The sequence below is a fragment of the Hyphomicrobium sp. NDB2Meth4 genome (genome assembly GCF_900117445.1).
Taxonomy (GTDB): Bacteria; Pseudomonadota; Alphaproteobacteria; order Rhizobiales; family Hyphomicrobiaceae; genus Hyphomicrobium_A.
Genome location: NZ_FPEJ01000013.1, coordinates 321363 through 343628 on the forward strand (window position 1 = coordinate 321363; position 22266 = coordinate 343628).

Sequence of the window (22266 nt, forward strand, 5' to 3'; positions counted from 1 at the left end):
GGCACCGATGTCGACGAAAATGTTCGGTGCCCGCATCAAGCGGAACATTGATCCGCAGCTGCTGATTGGAGAGGGCTCGTTCGTCGACGACATTCCTCTTGCCGGAGCGCTGCATGTGGCCTTCGTGCGCAGCCCGTTTGCGCGAGCCAAGATCAAGTCGATCTCGACCGAATTTGCCGAGCAGCATCCGGGGGTCGCAGCCGTATACACCTGCGATAACATCGGGGCGCTCGATCTGGAGCTGCCGCAACTCATCCCCCATCCATGCATGGATAGCCCGCGCACCCAACGCCCGCTGGCGCGCGGCGACGTCTATTACGTCGGCCAGACAGTTGCGATGGTCGTGGCTGTCGATCGCTACACGGCCGAGGATGCTGCCGCGCTGGTCGACGTCGACTACGACCCGCTCCCAGTGGAAATCGACCTCGAGAAGGCAATTCTCGACGGCGCCCCGCTCGTGCATCCGACCCACCCGAACAACATCGCCGCCGATCTGGTGCAGATTTCCGGCGATCCCGATAGCGCAATCGCCGGCGCGGAGCATGTCACGAAGATCCGCGTGCAGGTCGATCGCTCGACCGCCGCGCCGATGGAGTGTCGCGCGGTCGCCGCGACCTTCGACAAGGTCATGGGTGAGCTGACCGTATGGGACAGCACGCAAGGCCCGATCGCCATTCGCGGTGGCTTGGCATCGATCTTCAATATCGACGAAGACAAAGTCCGCGTGATCGCTCCGCATGTCGGCGGAGGCTTCGGCCAGAAGGTGCTCCTGTTCTATCCCGATGAGCTTCTGGTGCCATTTGCGGCGATGCAACTCGGCCGCCCGGTGAAGTTCATCGAAGACCGCCGGGAGAACTTCATCGGCTCATCGCAGGAACGCACGCAGATCCACGAGATCGAGCTTTACGCCAAGAAGAACGGCGAGGTTATCGCCCTCGTTGACCGCTTCCTGCACGATACGGGCGCCTTCATTCCTTACGGCATCGCCGTTGCTCAGGTCGCATCGACATCGATCGCCGGTCCATATCGCATCCCCAACATTCGCGTAGAGTTCAAGGCGGTCTACACGCCGACCGTCGTCGTCACGCCCTATCGCGGCTGCGGTCGCCCGCAAGCGAACTTCGCGATCGAACGGGCGATGGACAAGCTTGCCGAGGAACTCGGCCTTGATCGCTTCGAGGTCCGTCGCCGCAATCTGATTGCCGACCACGAGTTCCCGTATCTGCGCAAGGGGCTTCTGTTTGCCGACGGCCTCCCTGTCAGCCTCGACAGCGGCCAATATCACAAGGCGCTGCAACTATTGACCGAGAAGCTTGCGCCGGAAGAGTTCGCCGTGCAGCAGAAAGCCGCGCGCGGTGCGGGACGCTATCTCGGGCTCGGGCTTTCGTTCTACGTCGAAGGCACCGGCCTCGGACCATACGAAGGTGGCCACATCAAAATTCATCCGATCACCGGTAAGGTCTACGTCAACACCGGCCTGACGTCGCAAGGGCAGGGGCATGACACCGTCTTCGCCCAAATCGTCGCCGACCAGCTTGGCGTAGCCGTCACCGATGTCATTCTCGTCGAGGGTGATACCAAGGCCTTCGACTGGGGCGTCGCCACGTTTGCCAGCCGAGCGGCGGTCGTTTCCGGAAATGCCATTCACAAGTCGGCGCTGATCGTCCGCAAGAAGACTCTGGCGGCAGCCGCCAACATGCTTGAGGTGAGCGCCGACGATCTGGAACTGCGTGACGGCGCCGCTTGGGTGAAAGGAAGCAACCGCTCTGTATCGCTCGCCGCCATCGCGACTGCGACGAACCCGCTGCGTTACGCCTTCAACGAGTCCGCGAAAGCCGCCACCCAGTTTGCTCCCGCGAGCAAGCACGATGGACCGCCGCTAGCGGAGGGCCAGCATCCAGGCCTCGAAGCAACCGACTACTACAGCCCGCCGAGTGCCACATGGGCCTATGGCGTGCACGGTGCCATCGTCGAGGTCGATCCCGAAATCTGCGCGATCAAGATCAAGCGCTACGTCTGCATCCACGACTGCGGAAACATGATCAACCCGACGATCGTCGAGGGCCAGGTCATGGGCGGCATCGCGCAAGGCATCGGCGGCGCCATGTATGAGCGCATCGAATACGACACCGAAGGCAACCTCATCAACGCGAACTTCGTGGACTTCCTAGTCCCCTACGCGACCGAAATTCCGCCTATCGAGATCCTCCATCTCGAAACGCCAACGCCGTTGAACCCGCTCGGGGTCAAAGGCGTCGGGGAGGCTGGATGCATCCCTGTAGCGGCCGTCATTGCTTCTGCTGTCGAAGATGCGCTGCGACCGCTGACACACGAGCACTTCTACCACGTACCGATAACGCCGAGCGCCATACACGCAGCCCTGAAGAAGGCAGCGCCGGCAAACTAGACAAATGACGCCGGGTAACGGCGTCGACGGGTGGAAACATCGTGATGACCGGCGACGGTCGTCACCAGGGATGGCGAGAAGAGCAAACGTCGGTGTCAGTCCTCGGGGGGGACATGAGACAGGCGGAGCTATCCGAACTGAGTGTTGACCTGGGGAAGCGGCGACTTCGCCGAATAGGATGGGAAGTGAGCGATGAAAGCGAAATTCAAGATGCTACTTGCGGCGGTAGCCACCACCGCCGTCATATCTACAGCGCCGGCCAGGGCTGAATTCAAGCTCGAGAATCCGCCGAAGATTGCCATGATCCTTCTGGCGCAGAAGAACGATGGCGGCTGGTCGCAGGCGCTCGACGAAGCGCGCCAGAAACTCGAGAAGGATATGGGGATCACCATCCCTGTCATCGAGAACGTACCCGAGAACGCGACCGCCATTCGCCCGGCTGTCGAGCTTCTCATTCAGCGCGGCACCAACGTCATCATCGGATCGGCCTTCGGCTACTCTGACACGTTCAAGGAACTTGCCGAGAAGTATCCCAAAGTCGCCTTCCTCAATCCGGCAGGCACGACCAACGGCGCGAACCTGGAAAGCTTCTACGGGCGCACGTACGAGAGCCAGTACCTGTGCGGCATGGCTGCGGCCGGCGCCTCGAAGACTGGCAAGCTCGGCTTTGTCGCTGCCAACCCGTTCGGGCTGGTGAACTGGACCGTAAACGCCTACGCAATGGGCGCGCGTCAGGTCAATCCCAACGCGACCGTCACCGTCGTCTACACCGGCGCGTGGAATGATCCCGTCAAGGAGCGCGCCGCTGCGCAGGCTCTGATCGAGCAGGGCATCGACGTCGTCGGCCAGCACGTCGACACTGCTGCTGTGCAGATCGTCGCGCAGGAAAAGGGCGTCTACGGCACTGGTCATCACCGCGACCTTTCCGAGTTCGCGCCGAAGGCGACGCAGTGCTCGTCGGTCTGGGTGTGGGACCGCTTCCTCGGACCTGAAATCAAGAAGCTGTCGACCGGCTGGACGCCGAGCGAGTACGGCGCCTTCATCGCCATGAAGGACGGCGGCACCGACATCAAGTGTTGCGGCGATGCCGTGCCGAAGGAAGTTGCCGACAAGATCACGGCAGCGCGCCAGGAAATCATCGACGGCAAGCGTCAGGTCTATGCCGGACCGCTCAAGGATCGCGAAGGCAAAGAGCGCGTCGCGGCGGGTCAGGTCCTCAGCGACGGCGATCTTTGGAAGATGGATTGGTTCGTCGATGGCGTGATCAGCCAGAAGTAATCGACAGGGGCGCGACGGTTCTCCGTCGCGCTCCCGCTAGCTTTTGGTGGGCCATGCCAATTCTCGAACTCCACGACGTATCGAAGTCCTTCGACGGCTTCCAGGCCGTGGCGGATGCATCGTTCGACCTCGTGCCCGGCGAGCTGCATGCTCTCCTAGGCGAGAACGGCGCCGGCAAATCATCACTGATGAATATTGTGGCCGGTCTCTACCGGCCGGACAAAGGACGCATTCGCGTCAAAGGAGAGGACGTCCATATCGACGGCCCCTCGATCGCGAAGAAGCTCGGCATCGGCATGGTGCACCAGCATTACAAGCTGGTGAAGGCCTTCAACGCTGTCGAGAACATCCTGCTTGCGGCCGGCGCCGATAAGTACCGCACGGGTTTGGCCGAGGTGGAGAAATCGGTCTGCGAGCACTGCGAAGAGATGGGCTTCGCCGTCGATCTGAAGCGCCCCGTCGGTGCGTTGTCCGTTGCCGAGCAGCAGCGCGTCGAGATCCTCAAGGTTCTCGTCAACGGCGCCGAGATCATCATCCTCGACGAACCGAGTGCTGTGCTGACCGACAGCGAGGCGGCAGCCCTCCTCAAAGTCATGCGCACGCTGGCCGCCAAGGGCGCCGCGGTCGTGCTGATTACGCACAAGCTCGGCGAGGTGAAGGCATTCGCAGATCGCGTCACGATCATGCGCGGCGGGCGCACCGTGACCACCGCTGATCCAAAGGGTAGCTCACTCGCGGACCTGACAGCCAAGATCATCGGGCAGGCCGTTTGCGAAACGCGCCATCCCGCAAAAGCCATCGGAGCGCCTGTCCTCCACCTCAAGGCCATCACCGGCGCGCGAGCCGACGGACACCGTACGCTGCACGGCGTCGATCTTACGCTGCGCGCAGGCGAGCTCTACGGCATCGCTGGCGTCGGTGGCAACGGCCAGCCGGAACTCGCTGAGATCCTGATGGGCGTGAACAGGCCGACCGGCGGAACGCTTGAGTTCGTCGGAGCAGGCGACATCAGCCGCAGCAATCCCGCCGAGAGGCGCAAGCTGGGCCTCGTATGCATTCCAGCCGACAGGGCGACGTATGGTCTGGCTGGCGAACTGTCGATCTGTGAGAACTATATCGTCACCGGCGTCCGCAACGGCCGCTTCGGCTCCTGGACGCGCGTGAACTGGCGCTCGGGAGCGGCTAGCACAAAGGACGCAGTCAGCGCCTTTGAAGTTCTGGGCGTTCGCTCCACACGTCAGAAGGCGTCGCTGCTCTCAGGCGGCAACGCCCAGAAGCTCGTCATTGCCCGCGAGCTCGCCTCGCCCCCGCGCATTGTCGTGGCTCACAGCCCGAGCCGCGGTCTCGATGCGCGCGCGACCAGCGAGGTGCGCCGACGCTTGCTCGAGGCGCGCGATGCCGGCGCCGCGGTTCTGCTTATCAGCGAGGACCTCGACGAGATCATGCTGATGTCGGACCGCATCGGCGTCATGACGCGCGGCCGTATCGTGCAAGAGTTCGAAGCGCCCGCTGACCGGCAACTGTTGGGCAAGGCGATGGTGCACCATGACTGAGATGCAGTTGAACATTGGCATGGCTCGCCCGCAGCAGCCACCCGCGCCGCCCTCGATGGGCTGGCGCATTCCCGGCTTGCTGCTCGAAGTGCGCCAGCACGCGCCGATTTGGTTTCAAACACTCGTGCTTCTTTGTGGGATGGCAACGGGCCTGGGGCTTTCGTTCCTTATCCTGCTGGCGGCAGGGGTCCCGGCCGATGGCCTGGTCGTCGAATTCAAGAGCATCTTCTCCAACACGACGAATATCGCATCCCTTCTGACCCAGCTCGCGCCGTTGCTGATCGTCGGCCTGAGCGCTGCCGTCGCCTTCCGGGTGCAGTTCTGGAACATCGGCATCGAAGGGCAAATGATATTCGGCTCGATCGCCGCGACGTTTGTTGCCATCAATGACATCGGACCCGAGCCATTGCGGTTGCCGCTGATGATGGCCGCCGCCGCCATCGGTGGCATGGCATGGATCATCGTCCCGGCGCTGCTGCGCATCCGTTTCGGCGTCAACGAAATCATCTCGACGCTGCTGCTTAACTACGTCGCCGTCAATTTCCTGCTGCATCTCCTTTACGGAAGCTGGCGCGACCCGAAGAGCAGCTTCCCGAACTCCGAGCAGTACACCGCAGCTGAGCGCCTCCCGCAGCTGGGATGGGAGAGCCTCACGTATGCTTTGCCCCTCGCGTTGGTGCTGACGCTATTCTGCTGGTGGCTGTTCAGCCTCAGCCGCTTCGGCTTCTACACGCGCATTGTGCAGTCGAATCCGAAGATGGCGCTGGCGATGGGTCTCCCGGTGATCGCAGTGACGCTCGGCGCCGCGCTTCTGTCGGGCGCACTGGCGGGCATCGCCGGCTTCACCATCAGTTCCGGCGTGGAATACCGCCTGACGCAGAGCTTCTTCCTCGGCTACGGCTTCTCCGGCATCCTTATCGCCTTCCTCGCCCGCAACAACATGATCGGCGCCATCCTCGTTTCAATTCTGGTGGCGACGTTCTTCATCGCCAGCCAGAGCCTTCAGGTGTTCTACCAGGTGCCTGGCGCGATCGTGCAGTTGATCCAAGCCGTCATCGTCATCTCGGTCGCCGGCTTCGAGTTCTTCAACCGCTTCCGCTTACGTCTGGCGAGGTAGACGCAATGACAGACTTCTTCATCAACTGGGTCGCGAACATTCCGGGCTTCGCCGCACCATTCGCGCTGGCAGCGCTCGGCTTGATCGTGTCGGAGAAGTCCGGCGTGCTGACGCTCGGCGCCGAAGGTTACATGCTCGTCGGCGCACTGTCTGGCGTCGGTGCCATCCTGTTGCTCGGCGGATACCCGATGGCTGCGCTGCTCATCGCCGCCGCCGTAACGAGCCTCTTCTCGCTCATTTTCGCCGTAATGACGGTCACGCTGCGCGTCAACCAGGTGATCGCCAGTCTCGCCATCATCTTTCTCGGGCAGGGCTTGACCAGTCTCATCGCCACGCGTGCGGGTTGGCTCAATGTGCCGATCGCTGGTCTCGGAAAGCTCAACGTGCCGGGCCTGTCGGACCTTCCTGTGGTCGGACCGATCCTGTTCCAGCAGGATCTCGTCTGCTACCTGCTGGTTCCGATCTTTGTCGGTGTCGTCTACGTCCTTAATCGCACCGTCATCGGGCTCAAGCTTCGCGCTGTCGGGGATGGACCCGATGCCGCCGACGCGGCAGGCGTAAGCGTCAACCTCTTTCGCTATGGTGCCGTCATGGCGGGCGCGGCGCTGGTCGGTCTGGCTGGCGCCTATCTCTCCATCGGCATCGCCAAGCTCTGGGTGGATGGCATGTCGGGCGGCCGCGGCCTGATCGCCATCGCGCTCGTCATCTTCGCCCGCTGGCATCCATGGCGCGCACTCGCTGGCGCAGTTCTCTTCGGCGGTATCGAGGCGCTTATTCCGCGCGTCGCGGCCATCGGCCTGCAGGTGCCCCAATACTTCGTGATGATGACGCCGTATCTCGCCACGCTCGCGGTGATGGTCTGGGCGAGCACGCGCGGACGCGAGCGGGCCGCCTTCGCAATGCCGCAAGCCCTGGGACAACCCCACACGCGCGAGGAGCGTCACTAGTCGATAGGACGTCCCGCACCAGCTGCGTTGAATATGAACAAGGCCGGGGTTATGCCCCGGCCTTTCTCGTCGGCGACGACGTAGCGGATGTCCGGCTTCACACCGCGCGCTTCAGCGCATAGAGATCCTTGTAGGTCTGGCGCAACTCGTTCTTCAGCACCTTGCCCATCGTGTTGCGCGGTAACGCGTCTACGAACAGTACCCGCTTCGGCAGCTTGTACTTAGCAAGCTTGCTTTCGAGCACCGACAGCACACCCTTCTCGTCGAGATTGGCGCCTTTGTTCAGCACGACGACGGCAGTAACACCCTCGCCGAAGTCGTGGTGCGGAACGCCGATGACCGCGCTCTCGAACACGCCGTCCATGGCGTCGATCTCCGTCTCGACCTCTTTCGGATACACATTGTAGCCGCCCGAGATCACGAGGTCTTTGCCGCGCCCGACGATCGACACGTAGTTGTTGTCGTCGATCTTACCGAGATCGCCCGTGATGAAGTAGCCATCGGGCGTAAATTCCGCTGCCGTCTTCTCCGGCATCCGCCAATAGCCCTTGAATACGTTCGGCCCCTTCACCTGGATCATACCGACCTCGCCCGCGGGCTTGGCTGCCCCCGTTTCGGGATCGCAAACGCGGACGCTGATCCCGGACAATGCTGGCCCCACAGATCCCGGGATGCGCTCGCCCTCGTACGGGTTCGACGTGATCATATTGGTCTCGGTCATACCGTAGCGCTCGAGGATACGGTGGCCCGTACGCTGTTCCCACGCGCGATGCGTCTCCGCCAGCAGCGGCGCCGAGCCGGAAACGAACAGGCGCATGTTCGCCGTTGTCTCTCGCGTGAGGCGTGGGTCATCCAGCAGCCGCGTATAAAACGTCGGAACGCCCATCATCGTCGTGGCCCCCGGCAAAAGCCGGAAGATCTCGTCGGGATCGAATTTCGGCAGCAACACCATCGATGATCCCGCCATCAGCGTGACGTTGGTGGCGACGAACAGGCCGTGCGTGTGGAATATCGGCAGCGCATGCAGCAGCACATCGTCAGCGGTGAAGCGCCACGATCCCTTCAGGACGCTGGCATTCGATGTGAGATTGGCGTGCGTGAGCATCGCGCCTTTCGACCGGCCGGTCGTGCCCGACGTATAAAGGATCGCAGCGAGATCATCGCCAGTGCGTTCGACGTCAGAGAATTCCGTGGCAAGGTCGCCGCTCTCCTCGCTCACCGTCCCGATCCCATTGCGATCGAGCGTCTCGACGTGCGCGACACCAAGCTCGCGCGCCAGCGCCGAAATGCCCGCGAGCTTTGCCGGGTCGCACACGACGACGCGCGGCTCGGCATCCCCGATGAAGTATTCCATCTCGGCAAGCGTGTAGCCGGTGTTCAGCGGCAGATAGACGGCGCCGACGCGCAGGCAGGCGAGATACAACATGAGCGCGCGAGCCGACTTTTCCACCTGCACGGCAACGCGGTCGCCCGGCTTCACGCCCTTTGATACGAGCAGGTTGGCGAGCTTTGCAGATTCTGCAAACGCCGCTTCATAGCTCGTCGCCTGGCCAGTCGGTGACACGATGAATGGCGCCGACACCCGTTCGGTTCGCGCCCGGATGAGGGAGAACAGATTTCCAGACATGACAATCTCCTTGAGCGCGCTCAGTGTTGTGGAACGGGCAGGGCGAGGCGATCGGCAGATGCATTGCGCAACAGGCGTTGCACGGTCGGCGACGTCACGATCTCTCCCTGCTCGGCATAGGCTTCGTGGTTCCTTTCGATGGCGCCGAGGTCGTAGAGGTAGTTCACCATCAGCCCATAGGATTGAGTGATACCCTTGGGCGAGACATCGCCCATGAAGTTGATGCGTTCGAGCCGCGCGCCGTTGCCGAGATGAAAGCGGGCCACCGGATCGATGGGGCGTCCCTGCACCGTCTTCGCCTTGATGAAGTAAGCAGCCGCCGCTTCCTTCATCGGCTCTTCCACTTCATCTGGATGCGCATTCATCCAATTGGGATCGCGCAACCGCTGCAATGCTTCGAGGCCAGCCCGATGAATGAACGGAGATCGCACGGTGGCGCACTCGGCTGCCAGCCACTTCGCAAACCCCGGAGCAGGCGAAAGCGTTACGAAGGTCGATAGCCGAGGCATCTCGCGCTTCAGCTCTTCCACCACTTGCTTGATCAGGAAGTTTCCGAACGAGATGCCGGCCAGTCCCCGCTGGCAGTTCGAGATCGAATAGAACACCGCCACTGATGCTTCAGCAGGGGAGAGCGGTTCACGCTTCAGGTCCAGCAGCGGCGCGATGGCGCCAGGAATGTCGCGCGTCAGCGCTACCTCGACGAAGATCAGCGGATCATCGTTGATCTGCGGGTGGAAGAACGCATAGCAGCGCCGGTCGGGCGGCTCCAAGCGGTTGCGAAGGTCATCCCAGCTCTTGATGGTGTGAACCGCCTCGTACTCGGTGATCTTCGCCAGAATGTTCGCCGGCGTCGTCCAGTCGATACGGCGCAGCACCAGGAAGCCGCGGTTGAACCATGACGACAGCAAGTGCGAGAAGTCGGCATCGAGAGGCGATAGCATCGGGTCGGCACGCAATAGCTCGAGCACGTTCTCGCGCATGCGCACCAGTGCGGCCGTGCCTCCTGGAGCGCGGTTGAGACGGCGAATGACTTCCTGCCGGCGCGGCTCGGATGCCGCCGTCAGTTCGGTAATGGCCTCGCTCGAGCGTTCATCGAGATAGGCGAGCGCCGCCTTCTCCAGACGCTCCTCCTCCGGCCCATAGTCGAGCGCCAGCGACTTCAAAAAGGCCCCGCGCGTGCTCTTGTCGGCAGCCGCATATGCACCAAGGACGTCCTGCGCCAGCGCCACGCCGGAAGCTTCTCCGCGCCCCGACAGTAGCGCCCGCGTCATGGTGAAAAGGTCACCGGCAGATTGCTGCGCAGCCGCAGACTCGCCCCGGATCAACTCACGCCCCCGTTCTGCGATGGAGCTCAGAAGATCCTGGAAATAGCTTCGCCCCATGACCGTGGCTCCAGACCGCATACGTCTTCTGGCCGGCGGCAGCCTAGGCTCTCCCGTCGCCGCTCTGTATTTCCAGAAGCATTAAACTGTATCCAGAGTCAATAATATTGTATACAAGAAGCCATGGCGAACGACATGACAAAAGAGCTCAGCAGCGCCGCTAAACTCCGCGATGCCCTCGAGGAGGAGATCGTCACTGGCCAGATATTGCCGGGCGCGCGCCTTGATGAGGTGTCCTTGGCCGAGCGCTTTGGCGTGTCACGAACACCGGTGCGCGAAGCTCTCCACCAACTTGCATCGGCTGGTCTCGTCGAGATTCAACCGCGCCGCGGAGCCACGGTCACCGAGCTGCACGCCGATACGCTCGTCGAAATGTTCGATGTCATGGCCGAACTCGAAGCCATGGCCGTGGGTCTGGCCGCCCGTCGCCATACCGAGGCGGACAAGAAGGCGATCGTCTCAGCGCATGCCGAGTGCAAGCGCGCGGCAAAATCCGGCGACGTCGATCGCTACTACTACGCCAACGAAGCCTTCCACGATGCGCTTTATGCAGCGAGCCACCACGCCTTCCTGATCACGCAGTGTCGCCAGCTGCATCGCCGCCTCAAGGCGTATCGTCGCCTCCAGTTGCGCGTTCGGCATCGCGTGTCGGCGTCCCTCGCAGAGCATCAGTCCATCATCGACGCGATTCTGGCATTCGATCAGGCGCAGGCCGCAGCCTGCGCGCGCAGGCACATCGTTGTGCAAGGCGAACGGTTCGGCGACCTGATCGCGTCTCTCAAGTCGCTCGCCGCCGCGGAGTAGTCTCGGAGCATTATATGAAGGACCCGAAAGGCGCGGGTCCTCGTCACGGTTGGCTATTGCTTGAGCGTAATCTGATCGTAGGTCGCGCCGTCGGCGAAGTGATGTTTGTGGCTGCAAGGCAACGCTCGATCGCGATCTGTCGCCTGACGCGAAGGGCGCCGCGGCCCTGGGGCGAAGGCCACCGCAGACGAAAACCACGCAAAAACATGACTTTATAGGTATGGTTTTAGAGCGCGCCTGTCGATACACCCTAGAGTCGATATAAATCGCTGGGATTGCAGCAGAATAACGTGGGCGCTACGTAGGAAGCTCAGGCGCTCGTCGCTTGCACTCCGTGTCGGAAAACCGCGTACCGCATGAACTCGCAGCCCACCGCAACAGATTTCGACAGCCTGTTTCGCGTCTATCACCGCGAACTTGGCTCGTTTGCTTATGGGCGCCTGCGCGACCGCGAAGCGGCATCCGATGTCGTGCAGGACGCGTTCGTTCGCTACATCGCGCATACTCGGCAAGCTGCTGCCGTTCCTGAGGCGCCGCGCTTCTTCCTGTGGCGCATCGCTAGCAATCTCATCCTGGACTTCGGACGCAGAGAGCGCCGCAGGGGTCACCAAGCAGCCATCGACGATGCAGCCGTCGCCGAGATCGCCGACCCCGCGCCCTCGCCGGAGCATCAGCTCGCTGCGCGGCAGGAATATCGCATCCTCGTGCGCGCGCTGGGCGAACTCTCCGCCAATCAACGCGCCGCGCTGGTGATGAACCGGGTCGACCAGATGACGCACGCGGAGATCGCTCGCCGGCTCGGCGTATCCCCCAGTATGGTCAACAAGTACATCATGCGCGCGCTCACGCATTGCGTTATGCGCCTGATGGAAGCCGGACGATGATCCCGAGGACTGTCAACTCCGCCGGCACGCGCGTCTTACCTGGTAGGTGAGGCAATGCGGCAGCTCCGGGGAATGCCAGACGATAACGCGCGATCGCTCGATCCTCTCACCGAGGAGGCACTCGCTTGGCTTGTGCGGCTTCATTCGGGAGAAGAGTCTGAGGACGATTGGCAGCGCTATCACGACTGGAAGGCAGAGACGCCCGCCAACCGCGACGCATCGCGGCGCGCCGAGGACATGTGGAGCCGACTCGGCCCGGCGCTGCGCCGCAAGGGCACGCCACCCATAGCCGGCATCGTGGCCGCGGCGATTCTTGTTGGAGCCGCGCTCGCCTACACTGGAGCCTTCGGCCGTGCTGACGCGTGGCTCGCCGATGAAGCAACGGGAATCGGAGAGCGCCGCGTGGTGAAGCTCGCCGACGCGACGGAGATCGTGCTCGATGCTGTGACGAGCTTTGATGTGCGCTACTCGCCGACCGAGCGGCGCATCGTGCTACGCGACGGCCAGATCTACGCCACCGTTGCCCCCGAGCCCGGCCGTCCCTTCGTCGTCGAGGCGAATGGTGGGAGCGTTCGCGCTCTGGGAACCCAGTTCAACGTGCGCATGAACGATGATGGCGCACGCGTCGCCGTCACCGAGCACGCCGTCCGTGTGTCGTACGGAGCCAACCCCGGCGTCACCGTCGCCGCGGGGCAGGGTGTCGGATACGAAAGGAGGAGCGGCCTCGGTGTTCCTTCTGCCGTAGACGCCAACGCGATCAGCGCATGGCGCCGCGGCGAGGTCATCTTCGACAACAAGCCGCTGGGCGAAGTCGTCGACGACATGCACAGGTATGGCGGCGGCACAGCCGTGTTCACCGACGCGCACCTGAAAGAGCTTCCGGTGACTGGTGTTTTCAGCACATCAGAAGTCGATGCCTTCTATGCCGCTCTCGAAGGCGCGCTACCGGTGCGCGCCACGCGCCTGCCGTTGATCACGGTGATATCCCGCGCAAACTGACACAGCCGTTCCGCTGATTGAATATTGTTGGTGTCAACATTTCCCCTGACGGCGTCTTTCTCTTTGTAGGCCGGATTATACCGGCGCGTGGGGGACAGTATGAGTATGCGTATTGCCGAGCGATCGGCAGCCCGAAGAGTTTTGCGCGCGGCAGCGCTTGGCGGCCTGATGCTCGCAGGTCAAATCGCCGCCGGTCCTTTGGCATCAGCGCAGACGGCATCGTCAAAGACGATCACCTACAATATTCCGGCCGGAAATCTGTCCAGCGCCTTGACACAATGGGCGCAGGCCTCAGGCATGAAGTTCCTTGCAGCCAGCGGCGTGCTTCAAGGCCGCACGACGGCGGGGCTGTCTGGGACCTACGAGCCGCACCAGGCACTCGATGCGCTGCTCGCCAACAGCGGCCTGACGCACTCGACCAACGGCAGCACCGTCACGATCAGCGCGCCAGGCAACAACGCCGGCGCCACCATCGACGGCGCCATCGCCCTCGACACCATCGATGTTTCCGCTGGAGCGGCTTCCTCCGGCTACCAGGGAACACCTGACTGGGTCTATGAAACGCCGGCGTCGGTCAGCGTGATAACGCGAGAAGCGACGAAGACTGTTCCCACGCGCGACACACGCGATTTGCTCGCCAACGCCGCCGGCGTTTATGCCGGTGAGGGCAATGGCAGTTTCCCGACCGTCTCGCCCAATATTCGCGGCTTGCAGGATTCCGGTCGCGTTGTCGTCTCCATCGATGGCGCGCGCCAGAACGCACAGCGCGGCATGGGCTTCGGCACCGGCATGGGCAGCTACGGATCGAATTCCGGTCAGGCCTTCGTCGACAGCGCGTTCATCCGCGAAGTGGACATCGCCAAGACGACGGACGCAAAGGCGGGCAGCGCCGGCTCGCTTGGCGGCAAGGTCGATTTCCGCACAGTCGGCGCGGACGATCTCATCGCTTCGGGTGCCAAGACTGGCGTCGAGCTCAACCTTCTGCGTGGCACGAATGAGTATGATTTTCAGGGATCGGCGCTAGCCGCATTCCGCATCACTGATACGCTTTCTCTGACGGCGGGCTTCAGCAAGCTCAAGCTCGGCGAATACGAACCCGGCGAGAACGGCGATGCGCGTTCGTTCAGCGATGCGCTCGGTCGAGAGACTTGGACGTCATTCCAGAAGCTGGAATTCGACAACCACGAAGGGATTACGGCGTCGCTATCTTGGATGCACCAGGACATCGAGTTCGCCTACGCCATGGAGGGGGTTGGCGGCAACTTGGAGCACGTGCGCAATGACAACGTCGTCGCCAAATTCAACTGGAAGCCCGCGTCGAACCTGATCGATTTCAAATCCAACCTCTGGTTCAACAACTCGCAGAACGACGAGTTGCGTCTGTCGCGTCGTTCGACTCCCACATCTAGCCAACCCCCAGACACCTATCTCGACCTCGACAATCAGAGCTTCGGCGGCACGCTGGAAAATACCAGCCGACTTGAGACGGGGGCCGGCCTGCTCACGCTCAACTACGGCGCCGAGGCGTTCCGGGATAAAGCCAGTTCCTCGGCTAACAGCGAGACCATTGCGGCAAACCCTTTGTGGGAAACGAGCTACGTCGCGTTCAACCCGCCGGGACAAAGGGACGTGGCCAGCACGTTTCTCAATGGCGAGTTGAAGCCGGCTGACTGGATCACGGTCTCGGGCGGCATCCGCTATGACTGGTCGAGGCTGCGCGGGCATCCAAGCTATTATGATCGGCGCACGACCGTAACGACGACGCCCGACAGAACCGCGCAGGCGGTGACAACGTGGGGAGAGTGGGCGCAGGTCTATAGCGTAACCCTCTATAACCTCCGCAGAACCATTTGCGACACCGGCATCAATCCCACGTCCGGGAGGCCCGTAACTGATGCGCAGAGGACCAGTGTCTGCAATACTTTCGCAACAGTTGGCGAGGTGATCAACGGCACCTGGTATAATGCCGGATCGGTGATCCACGGGACGACGACGAGCGTTACCGACTATCCAGAGTACGCCATGGACATCGACCGCACCGACGGCGCGTGGCTCCCGTCGGCAATGATCGAGCTGAAGCCGGTCGATTGGTTTCGTCCCTACGCGAGCTACAGTCAGAGCTATCGCCCCCCAACCACGCTTGAGGCCTTCCTCGCAGGCGGCCCCCCGGGCGACGGCGTCGGTGTAAGCTTCGCTCCCAATGCCAGTCTGCGGGGCGAAACCGGTGAGACTTACGAAGTCGGTGCCAACATTATCCGGGACGGTCTGTTCCGCGATGACGACAGTCTGCGCGTGAAGGCAGCTGCCTTCCACCGCGACATCGACGACTACATCGTCATGGGGACGATCTACACCGAGGAGGTTTCCACCCGCACCTACACGGGCTTCGTCAACATGGACGGTACCACAACCATGCGCGGCGTCGAACTCGAAGCCAACTACGACATGCGCACGGCATACATCGGCGCCGCAGCGACTTGGCTCGACACCAAGTGGCCCGCAAAGACCGAGCTATTTAGCAACGGCACCGACACGACGAACGGCGATGTCTTCGCCGTAGCTGGCAACGTGCCCCCAGTGTTCAAACTGACGATCGACGGCGGCGTGCGCCTGTTCGACGAGCGCCTGACCATCGGTGCGCGCTACACGCACACCGAGCCGACACAGACGCGTACAGTGGCGTCCATCGGCGGAGACCTAGCGGTGATCGAGGCAACCGAAGCCTATTCAATCTACGACCTCTACAGCACGTATCAGGCCAACGACAACACGACCCTGCGACTGTCGGTGAACAACGTCACCGATCAGCGCTATGTGCCCGCCGGAGGCCTCTTCCTCGCTCCCGGTCGCACTGCCACCTTTGGCGTCCAGCTGAAATACTGATGCGCCCATCCACCTCGGCATCGTGCGGACGATGCCGAGGTGCCGGGCCCGTGGCCATTGCGCAACTTTCGCGGTGAATTGCGCTCTCGTCCGCGATTGTGAAGCGGGCATGAGCCCGGCACGCTAAGTCCAATAAATTCCGCCAAAACTATACCCAACTAGTCATGTTTCTGTGCTTGCCTCTAGAAAAGCTCTAAATCATTAGGCTTGCGTGGTCGCGGCGGCTGGGTTTTGAAGAGGAGACTTGAAGCTTCGCCGAGAGGCGTGGCGCGGAGTCTCTTGCTACGGGTGGGGCCCGGCGTGATCGGGATATTGGTGCAAGATCTACAGCGGACCGAGGAGGGGCGTCTTCGGCGTTACTTCCTGCGGCGCTTCAGAAACGCAGCCGATGCCGCAGACGCCACGCAAGAGACATTCCTGCGTCTCCTGGCCGTCCCGCAGCACACCATCATCGAGAACCCGCAGGCCTATCTGTTTCAGATTGCCAAATCCGTCGCGAGCAAGACCAGCGCGCGCGCAGCCGCTGACATGCGCCTCTTTGCGCCCGAGGAAGCTGGCTTCGACCAGCCTCTCGACGCGCCATGCCAGGAACGCATCGTCAATGCGCGACAATGCCTGCTGCTGCTGGCCCGGGCCATCGAGAAGCTGCCCAACCGCTGTCAGGAGGTGTTCATTCTCAGCCGGTTGCACGGCATGGCCAATGGCGAAATCGCGGCCCGTCTCGGCATCTCCCGCAACATGGTCGAGAAGCACATCATCAAGGCTCTCATTCACTGCCGTAACGTGCGCGCCGAGATTTTTTTCTGATGGCGACGTCAGGAGGGGACCCTGCCTTTGGCTCTAGTTAGGCAGCCGCTCATTGTCCGGCGTTGAGAGCGGCGCCATGACAGCCGGATGCCATGCCCGAGAAACGTGAAAAGCCCGACGCCGATCGCATCGCCGAGGAAGCTGCCGGCTGGGTGGCGCGACTGCAATCGAGCGATGCGACGCCAGCCGATGCCGAGCTGTTCCAGGAGTGGCTGGAAAGAGATGATCGCCACCGCGCAGCGTTCGATGAATTCTGCAACCTTTGGGGCGACCTGAAGGACCTACCGATTCCAGCCGATCGGCTCAACAAGCTGCGCGGCGCGCGCCGCCGCCGCACGGTCATTCGCACCACGGCGGTGGCCCTCATTCTGCTTATCTCCGGCTCGCTCTACAACGCGGGCTACATGGACCGCCTGCGCGCCGATTACTACACAGCGGTCGGTGAAGTCCGCACCATCGACCTTGCAGACGGATCCCGCGTCTACCTGAACACCGACACGGCCATCGCAGTCGATCTCACCGAAAGCCAGCGCCGCATCCACATTCTCCGCGGCGAAGCATTTTTCGACGTGGCCAAAGATCCGCAGCGCCCGTTCATCGTCGACGATGCAACGCTGAGCGCAACCGCGGTGGGAACGCAATACGCCGTGCGCGCCGGAACCCTATCGCTCCGTCCTGATGTTCAGGTTGAGGAAGGAAAAGTCGAGGTTCAAACCGCCGATCAGCGCGTCCTCGTCAGCGCAGGCTACGCAGCAGTCATCGGCGACGGCGGGACCGTAATCGTACAAAGCGCCGATGTCGCCGATGCGACCGCTTGGCGCAACGGGCGGCTGATCTTCTCGGGGCGCCCGCTAAAGGAGGTGCTCGCAGTTCTTGCACGCTACCGGCACGGCCAAATCGTCATGCTCGATCGCGCGCTGGGCGAGCAGAAGGTCTCGGGCATCTTCGACCTCAATGACACCGATGCCGCGCTGCGCGACCTTGAGATGAGCCTTCCGGTATCCGTCACGCATCTCACCGGTCTGCTTGTTGTAGTCGGCCGGCGCACACCCTAAAAAATTGTTGACGGATAGCGTCAGGATTCTCCTCTGCCGACGCTCTTAGTCTGTAGTGGTGCGTAACGGGTACGTACCCCCGCGTTGAATGTACTGAGTGTTTTGGGGGCCGAAATGTCAGTGAGTTGCGTTTCGAATGGACGGCGGAGCCGTCTGCGAAGGGGTGCGGAAGCGCTGGTGTCAGCACTTGCTATTGGAAACGGGTTGAGCGCCGCAATGTCGAGGCCCGCAGATGCTCAGGAACAGGTCGCGGTGAACGTTTCCGTTCCAGCAGGAGCGCTGGAAAGCGGTCTCCTCGCGCTGGGTAAGCAGGCGGGGCTGAAGCTCGTCTATGCGAGTGAGCTGACCGCGGGCAAGCAGACGAGTGGCGCTTCGGGAAGCCTATCGCCGCAAGCTGCGGTCGAGCAGATCTTGTCGGGCACGGGGCTCAGCTACAGCTTCTCCGGCGCCAAGACGGTGCGCATCTTCGATCCTGCAGCCGCGAGCGATACCGGCGCCACCATCGATGGCGCCATCGCCCTCGACACCATCGACGTCTCGGGCGGCGTCGCGGCGGAAGGCAGCTCAGTCTACACGCCCTATGAGAGCGCGGCGCCGACTGCGCACATTTCATCGGAGAATATCGAACGCTTCCGCGGCTCCAGTCCCGCCGACATGTTCCGCGGCACGCCCGGCGTCATGTCGGGCGAGGCGCGCAACGGCGCTGCCGGCATCGATGTCAATATTCGCGGCATGCAGGGCTTCGGCCGCGTGGCGACCACCATCGACGGCGCGGAGAACTCCGTCACCATCTACCAGGGCTACCAAGGCCTCTCCAATCGCACGTTTGTCGACCCGGACTTCATCGGCGGCGTTGATATCACCAAGGGGGCGGACGCTGCGTCTTGGGGCAATGCCGGTGCGGTTGCAATGCGCACGATCAACGCCGATGACATCGTCAAGGCGGGCGACACGTGGGGCGTGCGCGCAAAGGGGGGCTTCGGGACCAATACTGCGCAGCCGCACGCTGGCGACAAAGCCGGATATGCGATCAGCAATCCTCTAGGATGGAGCGACCCCACCACCGGATATGGCTCAGCGACACCATCGGCGACCGGCATGGATCGGCCGGGCACGTTCGAACCCACAAGCGGTTCGGGCAGCATCGTTGGTGCCTATAAAGGCGAGAACTTCGACCTCGTCACCGGCTATGCCTACCGCGAGCAGGGCAACTACCACGCCGGCACTCAGGGACCCGTCGCCAATCCCGTTGGTACTGGCGAGCGTCCGTTCTGTTACAGCAGCGGCGTATGCCCCCCCGAATATCTTTATCGCGACTATGTCGAGAACCAGGGGCTGTCAAACTACCGCGGCGGCGAGGAAGTGCTAAACACCCAGCTTCGCACGGAGAGCTGGCTGACCAAGCTCGATGCAAAGATCTCCGAAGAGCAGACTTTGCAGCTTGGCTATACGGGATTTCGCAGCGAGGCCGGAGACAGAATGGCTTCCGCGCTTGGCAGCGTCGCTGGGCAGGCTGTGCAGCAGAAGCAGACGTCAGGCACCAGCCTCGATACCTTCACGGCACGGCATCGCTGGAACCCGGCGGATAATGATCTCCTCGACATCAAATCGAACCTCTATTGGAGCCACCTCGAGGTACGCAATCCGATCCGCAGCGGCAGCACGCTCGTAAAGCCGGAGGACATAGGGCTAGCGCCGAATTTCCGCACCGGATCTGACTCCGATATGTGGGGCGGCGATTTCACCAACCTGTCGAAGTTCGCGTTCGATTTCGGCAAGCTCGATCTGACGAATGGCCTGTCGTACCGCGCCGAGGACACGCGCGGCAGCCCTCACAGCGACGTGCTGGAAGGCTGGCTCACACCACGTGACGCGATCCGCCACGAGGTGGCCGGCTTCACTAAGGCCGCTTACTCGCCCGTCGATTGGCTCACCCTGAATGGCGGCCTGCGCTATTCGCATTTCTGGCTCAAGGATCGCGCCGACCCTTATGATCGGACGCAGATCACCAACGACCGCGTCGTGCTCGGCTACAAAACTGACGAAGGCGGGTTCAGTCCGTCTGCCGGCGTGACGCTGAAGCCGCTGGATGGGATGGAACTCTACGTCAATTACTCCAACACTCTGCGCGCACCCAGCATCATTGAATCAGTCTCGGCATTCAACAGCGTGGTCGCGCATGACGGTGTCGAACCCGAGCGGTCAAGCAATTGGGAGGTCGGCACCAATCTGCGCCGCGATGGTCTTCTGTCGGGCGATGATCGCGGGATGGTCAAGCTTGGCTATTTCAATTGGGACGTGAAGAACTATCTCGCGCGCAACATCATGGTCATCGACGGCACCACCGTCCTCAACATTGAAAATATCGACCGCGCAAAATTCGAAGGCTTGGAGTTCTCGGGCCGCTACGAGAACGGCGGGTTCACTGCCGATCTCGCCGCGAATTATTTCCTCAATGTCGAATACTGCCGGACTGCCGACACGTGCGGCGCCAGCACACTGTACGGAGACTACGCGACCAACCACGTGCAGCCGAAATACACGGTCGATTTGACGGTTGCGCAGAAGCTGTTCGAGGAGAAGCTGACGGTCGGCGGCCGCGCATCCTACGTTGGACCGCGCACCATCGGCCATGGCGACGTAACCGCAGTGGGCGCATCGCAGTTCATCGCACCAGTGAACTGGGAACCCTATGTGCTGGTCGACCTATTCTCCGAATACAAGCTCACCGACAGCCTCACCGCGTCCATGCGCGTCGAGAACGTGTTCGACAAATACTACATTGATCCGCTCAGTCTCGTCGCGCAGCCCGGTCCCGGGCGAACCTTCTACGCCTGCTTCACCAAAACGTTCGGCGGAGATGACACGCTTCCCGAGTTGTCATCTCTGTTCACACACAAGGAGACCGGCGACTCTGGTCCTGTGGATTGGGGCGGCTTCTATGCCGGCTTGCATGGCGGCGCCGGTCTAGCAGCCACCTGGGGCAAAACGACAGCGCTCAACGGGACGCCAGATCCCATCGCGGCGACCGAGTCTGCCGATATGAAGTTCGACAGCGGCATGTTCGGCGTGCAGGCCGGCTACAATTGGCAGCTTGGCAACCGCGTGGTGGTCGGCCTCGAGGCAGATTGGAGCAAGACGTACATGCAGGGCACGCACAAGGCTCTGTCCACCGAGGGCACTCTAGCCGACGCTGCCGCAGTACAGGCCCAAACTGGATACGATGTCGATTGGACGGCAAGCCTGCGCGGTCGCATCGGTTATTCGCTGAATGATCGCTTGCTCATCTACGCGACGGGCGGCGTCTCGATGCTGCGCGAAACGCAGTCGCGCCAGCAATACCGATCGACCAATGGCGATTCCAGCCAGCCACTCGGCACCACCACGCAAGTTTCGAACATCGAATCCGAAACCAAGAACAGGTTCGGGTTCACGGTCGGCGGCGGCGCCGAATATGCCATCGACGATCACTGGTCGATCAGGGGGCAATATGCCTACACGCGGTTCGGCGAGAAAAGCTTCAGCTTTGAAAATGCCCGTGCGGGGGCTGCGCAGGCCTACACGGAAACTAATCAGATCGGAACTGAGATCATTCCCCCGCGGTACGCCCCCGATCACCGCTTCTGCACTCGGCCGGTCCCAAGCGTGAACTGCTTCGAGCAGGAAGTGCCCATCTACGAGACGATCGTGCACCCGAGCAGCTTCGATGACGTCAACGGCCGCACGGCGTCCGATGCATTCGACATGCATAGCATCACGCTGGGCCTCAATTATCGCTTTTGAGCCAGGGGAGGGTGAAAAATCCGGTGGCTCGAACGTCTTAGTAGTTAGGGAGGGCAGGGTGCGCATCTGGCGGCCGCTGCTCTGGGACAAAGGAACTTATTCAAGATGACGACACTCCTCGACACACCAAGCCGCGCCAAAGACCTCAAAGCGGCCACCGCCGCTGCCCACGAACGGCTCGACAAGCGGATCATGGCCGCAAATCCGTTCGCCAGCGCCGATCGTTACGGCCGCTTTCTTCTCGTGCAGCATGCCTTCCATCGCGAGATTGACGCGCTCTATGACAATCCGGTCCTGGATGGGTTGCTCCCCGACCTCGCCGGACGCCGGCGCCTGCCCCAGATCAAAGCGGACCTCGCCGACCTCGGCATCCCCGTTCCGGCTATCGATTCAACGCCCGAGTTCGGGTCGGAGATCGATCTGCCGGCGGCGCTCGGATGGCTCTACGTGGCGGAAGGCTCCAACCTCGGCGCTGCATTTCTGCTGAAGGCCGCAGCGCAGCTCGGCTTCTCGGAGGAGCGCGGTGCGCGTCATCTGGCCGGCGCCCCGGAAGGACGCGGCTTGCACTGGCGCACCTTCACGGCCGCGCTCGACAGCATCCCGCTCACCGAAGCCGAGAACCGCCGCGTCATAGAGAGCGCCGAGACTGCCTTCGCCCTGGTCCGCCAGTTCGTCGAAGAACAGATGCCGCTGTCGGCCGAGACCGCCAGCTAGCCGCACCGGGGTGAAGCACCAGCAAG

15 protein-coding genes are annotated in these 22266 nt (G+C 62.2%); 13 read left to right on the forward strand and 2 right to left on the reverse strand.

All coding sequences use genetic code 11. The features are described from left to right. Positions 1 to 7: 7 nt before the first annotated feature. From cutA to NDB2M4_RS16520, 5 genes are all read left to right on the forward strand, one after another. Positions 8 to 2407 carry an aerobic carbon-monoxide dehydrogenase large subunit gene (gene cutA, locus NDB2M4_RS16500; RefSeq protein WP_072377030.1) on the forward strand — a complete coding sequence of 800 codons (2400 nt, stop codon included), beginning with the start codon at positions 8 to 10 and terminating at the stop codon, positions 2405 to 2407. A 192-nt stretch (positions 2408 to 2599) separates the two neighbouring features. Continuing rightward, positions 2600 to 3685: a BMP family ABC transporter substrate-binding protein gene (locus NDB2M4_RS16505; protein ID WP_072377033.1), complete on the forward strand. Its 1086-nt coding sequence runs from the start codon at positions 2600 to 2602 to the stop codon at positions 3683 to 3685. A 53-nt stretch (positions 3686 to 3738) separates the two neighbouring features. Beyond that, positions 3739 to 5238, forward strand: a complete 1500-nt coding sequence (locus NDB2M4_RS16510) for an ABC transporter ATP-binding protein (protein WP_072377035.1) — start codon at positions 3739 to 3741, stop codon at positions 5236 to 5238. Then, on the forward strand, positions 5231 to 6355 hold the full coding sequence (locus NDB2M4_RS16515) for an ABC transporter permease (RefSeq protein ID WP_083556515.1): 1125 nt from the start codon (positions 5231 to 5233) through the stop codon (positions 6353 to 6355). Before NDB2M4_RS16510 ends, NDB2M4_RS16515 begins: the two co-directional genes overlap by 8 nt. 5 nt (positions 6356 to 6360) lie before the next feature. Continuing rightward, a complete protein-coding gene (locus NDB2M4_RS16520; protein WP_072377037.1) occupies positions 6361 to 7302 on the forward strand; it encodes an ABC transporter permease in 942 nt (313 codons plus the stop codon). Positions 7303 to 7399: 97 nt separating this feature from the next. Here NDB2M4_RS16520 and NDB2M4_RS16525 read toward each other — a convergent pair whose 3' ends face one another. Next, on the reverse strand, positions 7400 to 8929 hold the full coding sequence (locus NDB2M4_RS16525) for a malonate--CoA ligase (protein ID WP_072377039.1): 1530 nt from the start codon (positions 8927 to 8929) through the stop codon (positions 7400 to 7402). A gap of 20 nt (positions 8930 to 8949) precedes the next feature. Beyond that, positions 8950 to 10311: a malonyl-CoA decarboxylase gene (locus NDB2M4_RS16530; RefSeq protein WP_072377041.1), complete on the reverse strand. Its 1362-nt coding sequence runs from the start codon at positions 10309 to 10311 to the stop codon at positions 8950 to 8952. A 135-nt stretch (positions 10312 to 10446) separates the two neighbouring features. Here NDB2M4_RS16530 and NDB2M4_RS16535 point away from each other — a divergent pair, with 135 nt between their 5' ends. The 8 genes from NDB2M4_RS16535 to NDB2M4_RS16570 all read left to right on the forward strand — a co-directional run bounded on the left by NDB2M4_RS16535 (position 10447) and on the right by NDB2M4_RS16570 (position 22240). Continuing rightward, entirely contained in the window at positions 10447 to 11115 is a 669-nt protein-coding gene (locus NDB2M4_RS16535; RefSeq protein WP_072378227.1) for a GntR family transcriptional regulator, read from the forward strand. Between the two features lie 356 nt (positions 11116 to 11471). Continuing rightward, the gene (locus NDB2M4_RS16540; protein ID WP_072377042.1) at positions 11472 to 11999 is read left to right on the forward strand and encodes an RNA polymerase sigma factor; all 528 of its coding nucleotides are present in this window, start codon (positions 11472 to 11474) and stop codon (positions 11997 to 11999) included. A gap of 72 nt (positions 12000 to 12071) precedes the next feature. Further along, the gene (locus NDB2M4_RS16545; protein ID WP_072377044.1) at positions 12072 to 12998 is read left to right on the forward strand and encodes a FecR family protein; all 927 of its coding nucleotides are present in this window, start codon (positions 12072 to 12074) and stop codon (positions 12996 to 12998) included. A gap of 99 nt (positions 12999 to 13097) precedes the next feature. Beyond that, positions 13098 to 15881 (forward strand): TonB-dependent receptor, encoded by a 2784-nt coding sequence (locus tag NDB2M4_RS16550; RefSeq protein ID WP_139247347.1) that lies wholly within the window; start codon positions 13098 to 13100, stop codon positions 15879 to 15881. Positions 15882 to 16181: 300 nt separating this feature from the next. Next, a complete protein-coding gene (locus NDB2M4_RS16555; protein ID WP_072377048.1) occupies positions 16182 to 16688 on the forward strand; it encodes an RNA polymerase sigma factor in 507 nt (168 codons plus the stop codon). A gap of 92 nt (positions 16689 to 16780) precedes the next feature. Continuing rightward, positions 16781 to 17743, forward strand: a complete 963-nt coding sequence (locus tag NDB2M4_RS16560; protein ID WP_072377050.1) for a FecR family protein — start codon at positions 16781 to 16783, stop codon at positions 17741 to 17743. A 216-nt stretch (positions 17744 to 17959) separates the two neighbouring features. Beyond that, positions 17960 to 21526, forward strand: a complete 3567-nt coding sequence (locus NDB2M4_RS16565) for a TonB-dependent receptor domain-containing protein (RefSeq protein WP_244536208.1) — start codon at positions 17960 to 17962, stop codon at positions 21524 to 21526. Positions 21527 to 21631: 105 nt separating this feature from the next. After that, positions 21632 to 22240 (forward strand): biliverdin-producing heme oxygenase, encoded by a 609-nt coding sequence (locus NDB2M4_RS16570; protein WP_072377054.1) that lies wholly within the window; start codon positions 21632 to 21634, stop codon positions 22238 to 22240. Positions 22241 to 22266 lie beyond the last annotated feature (26 nt).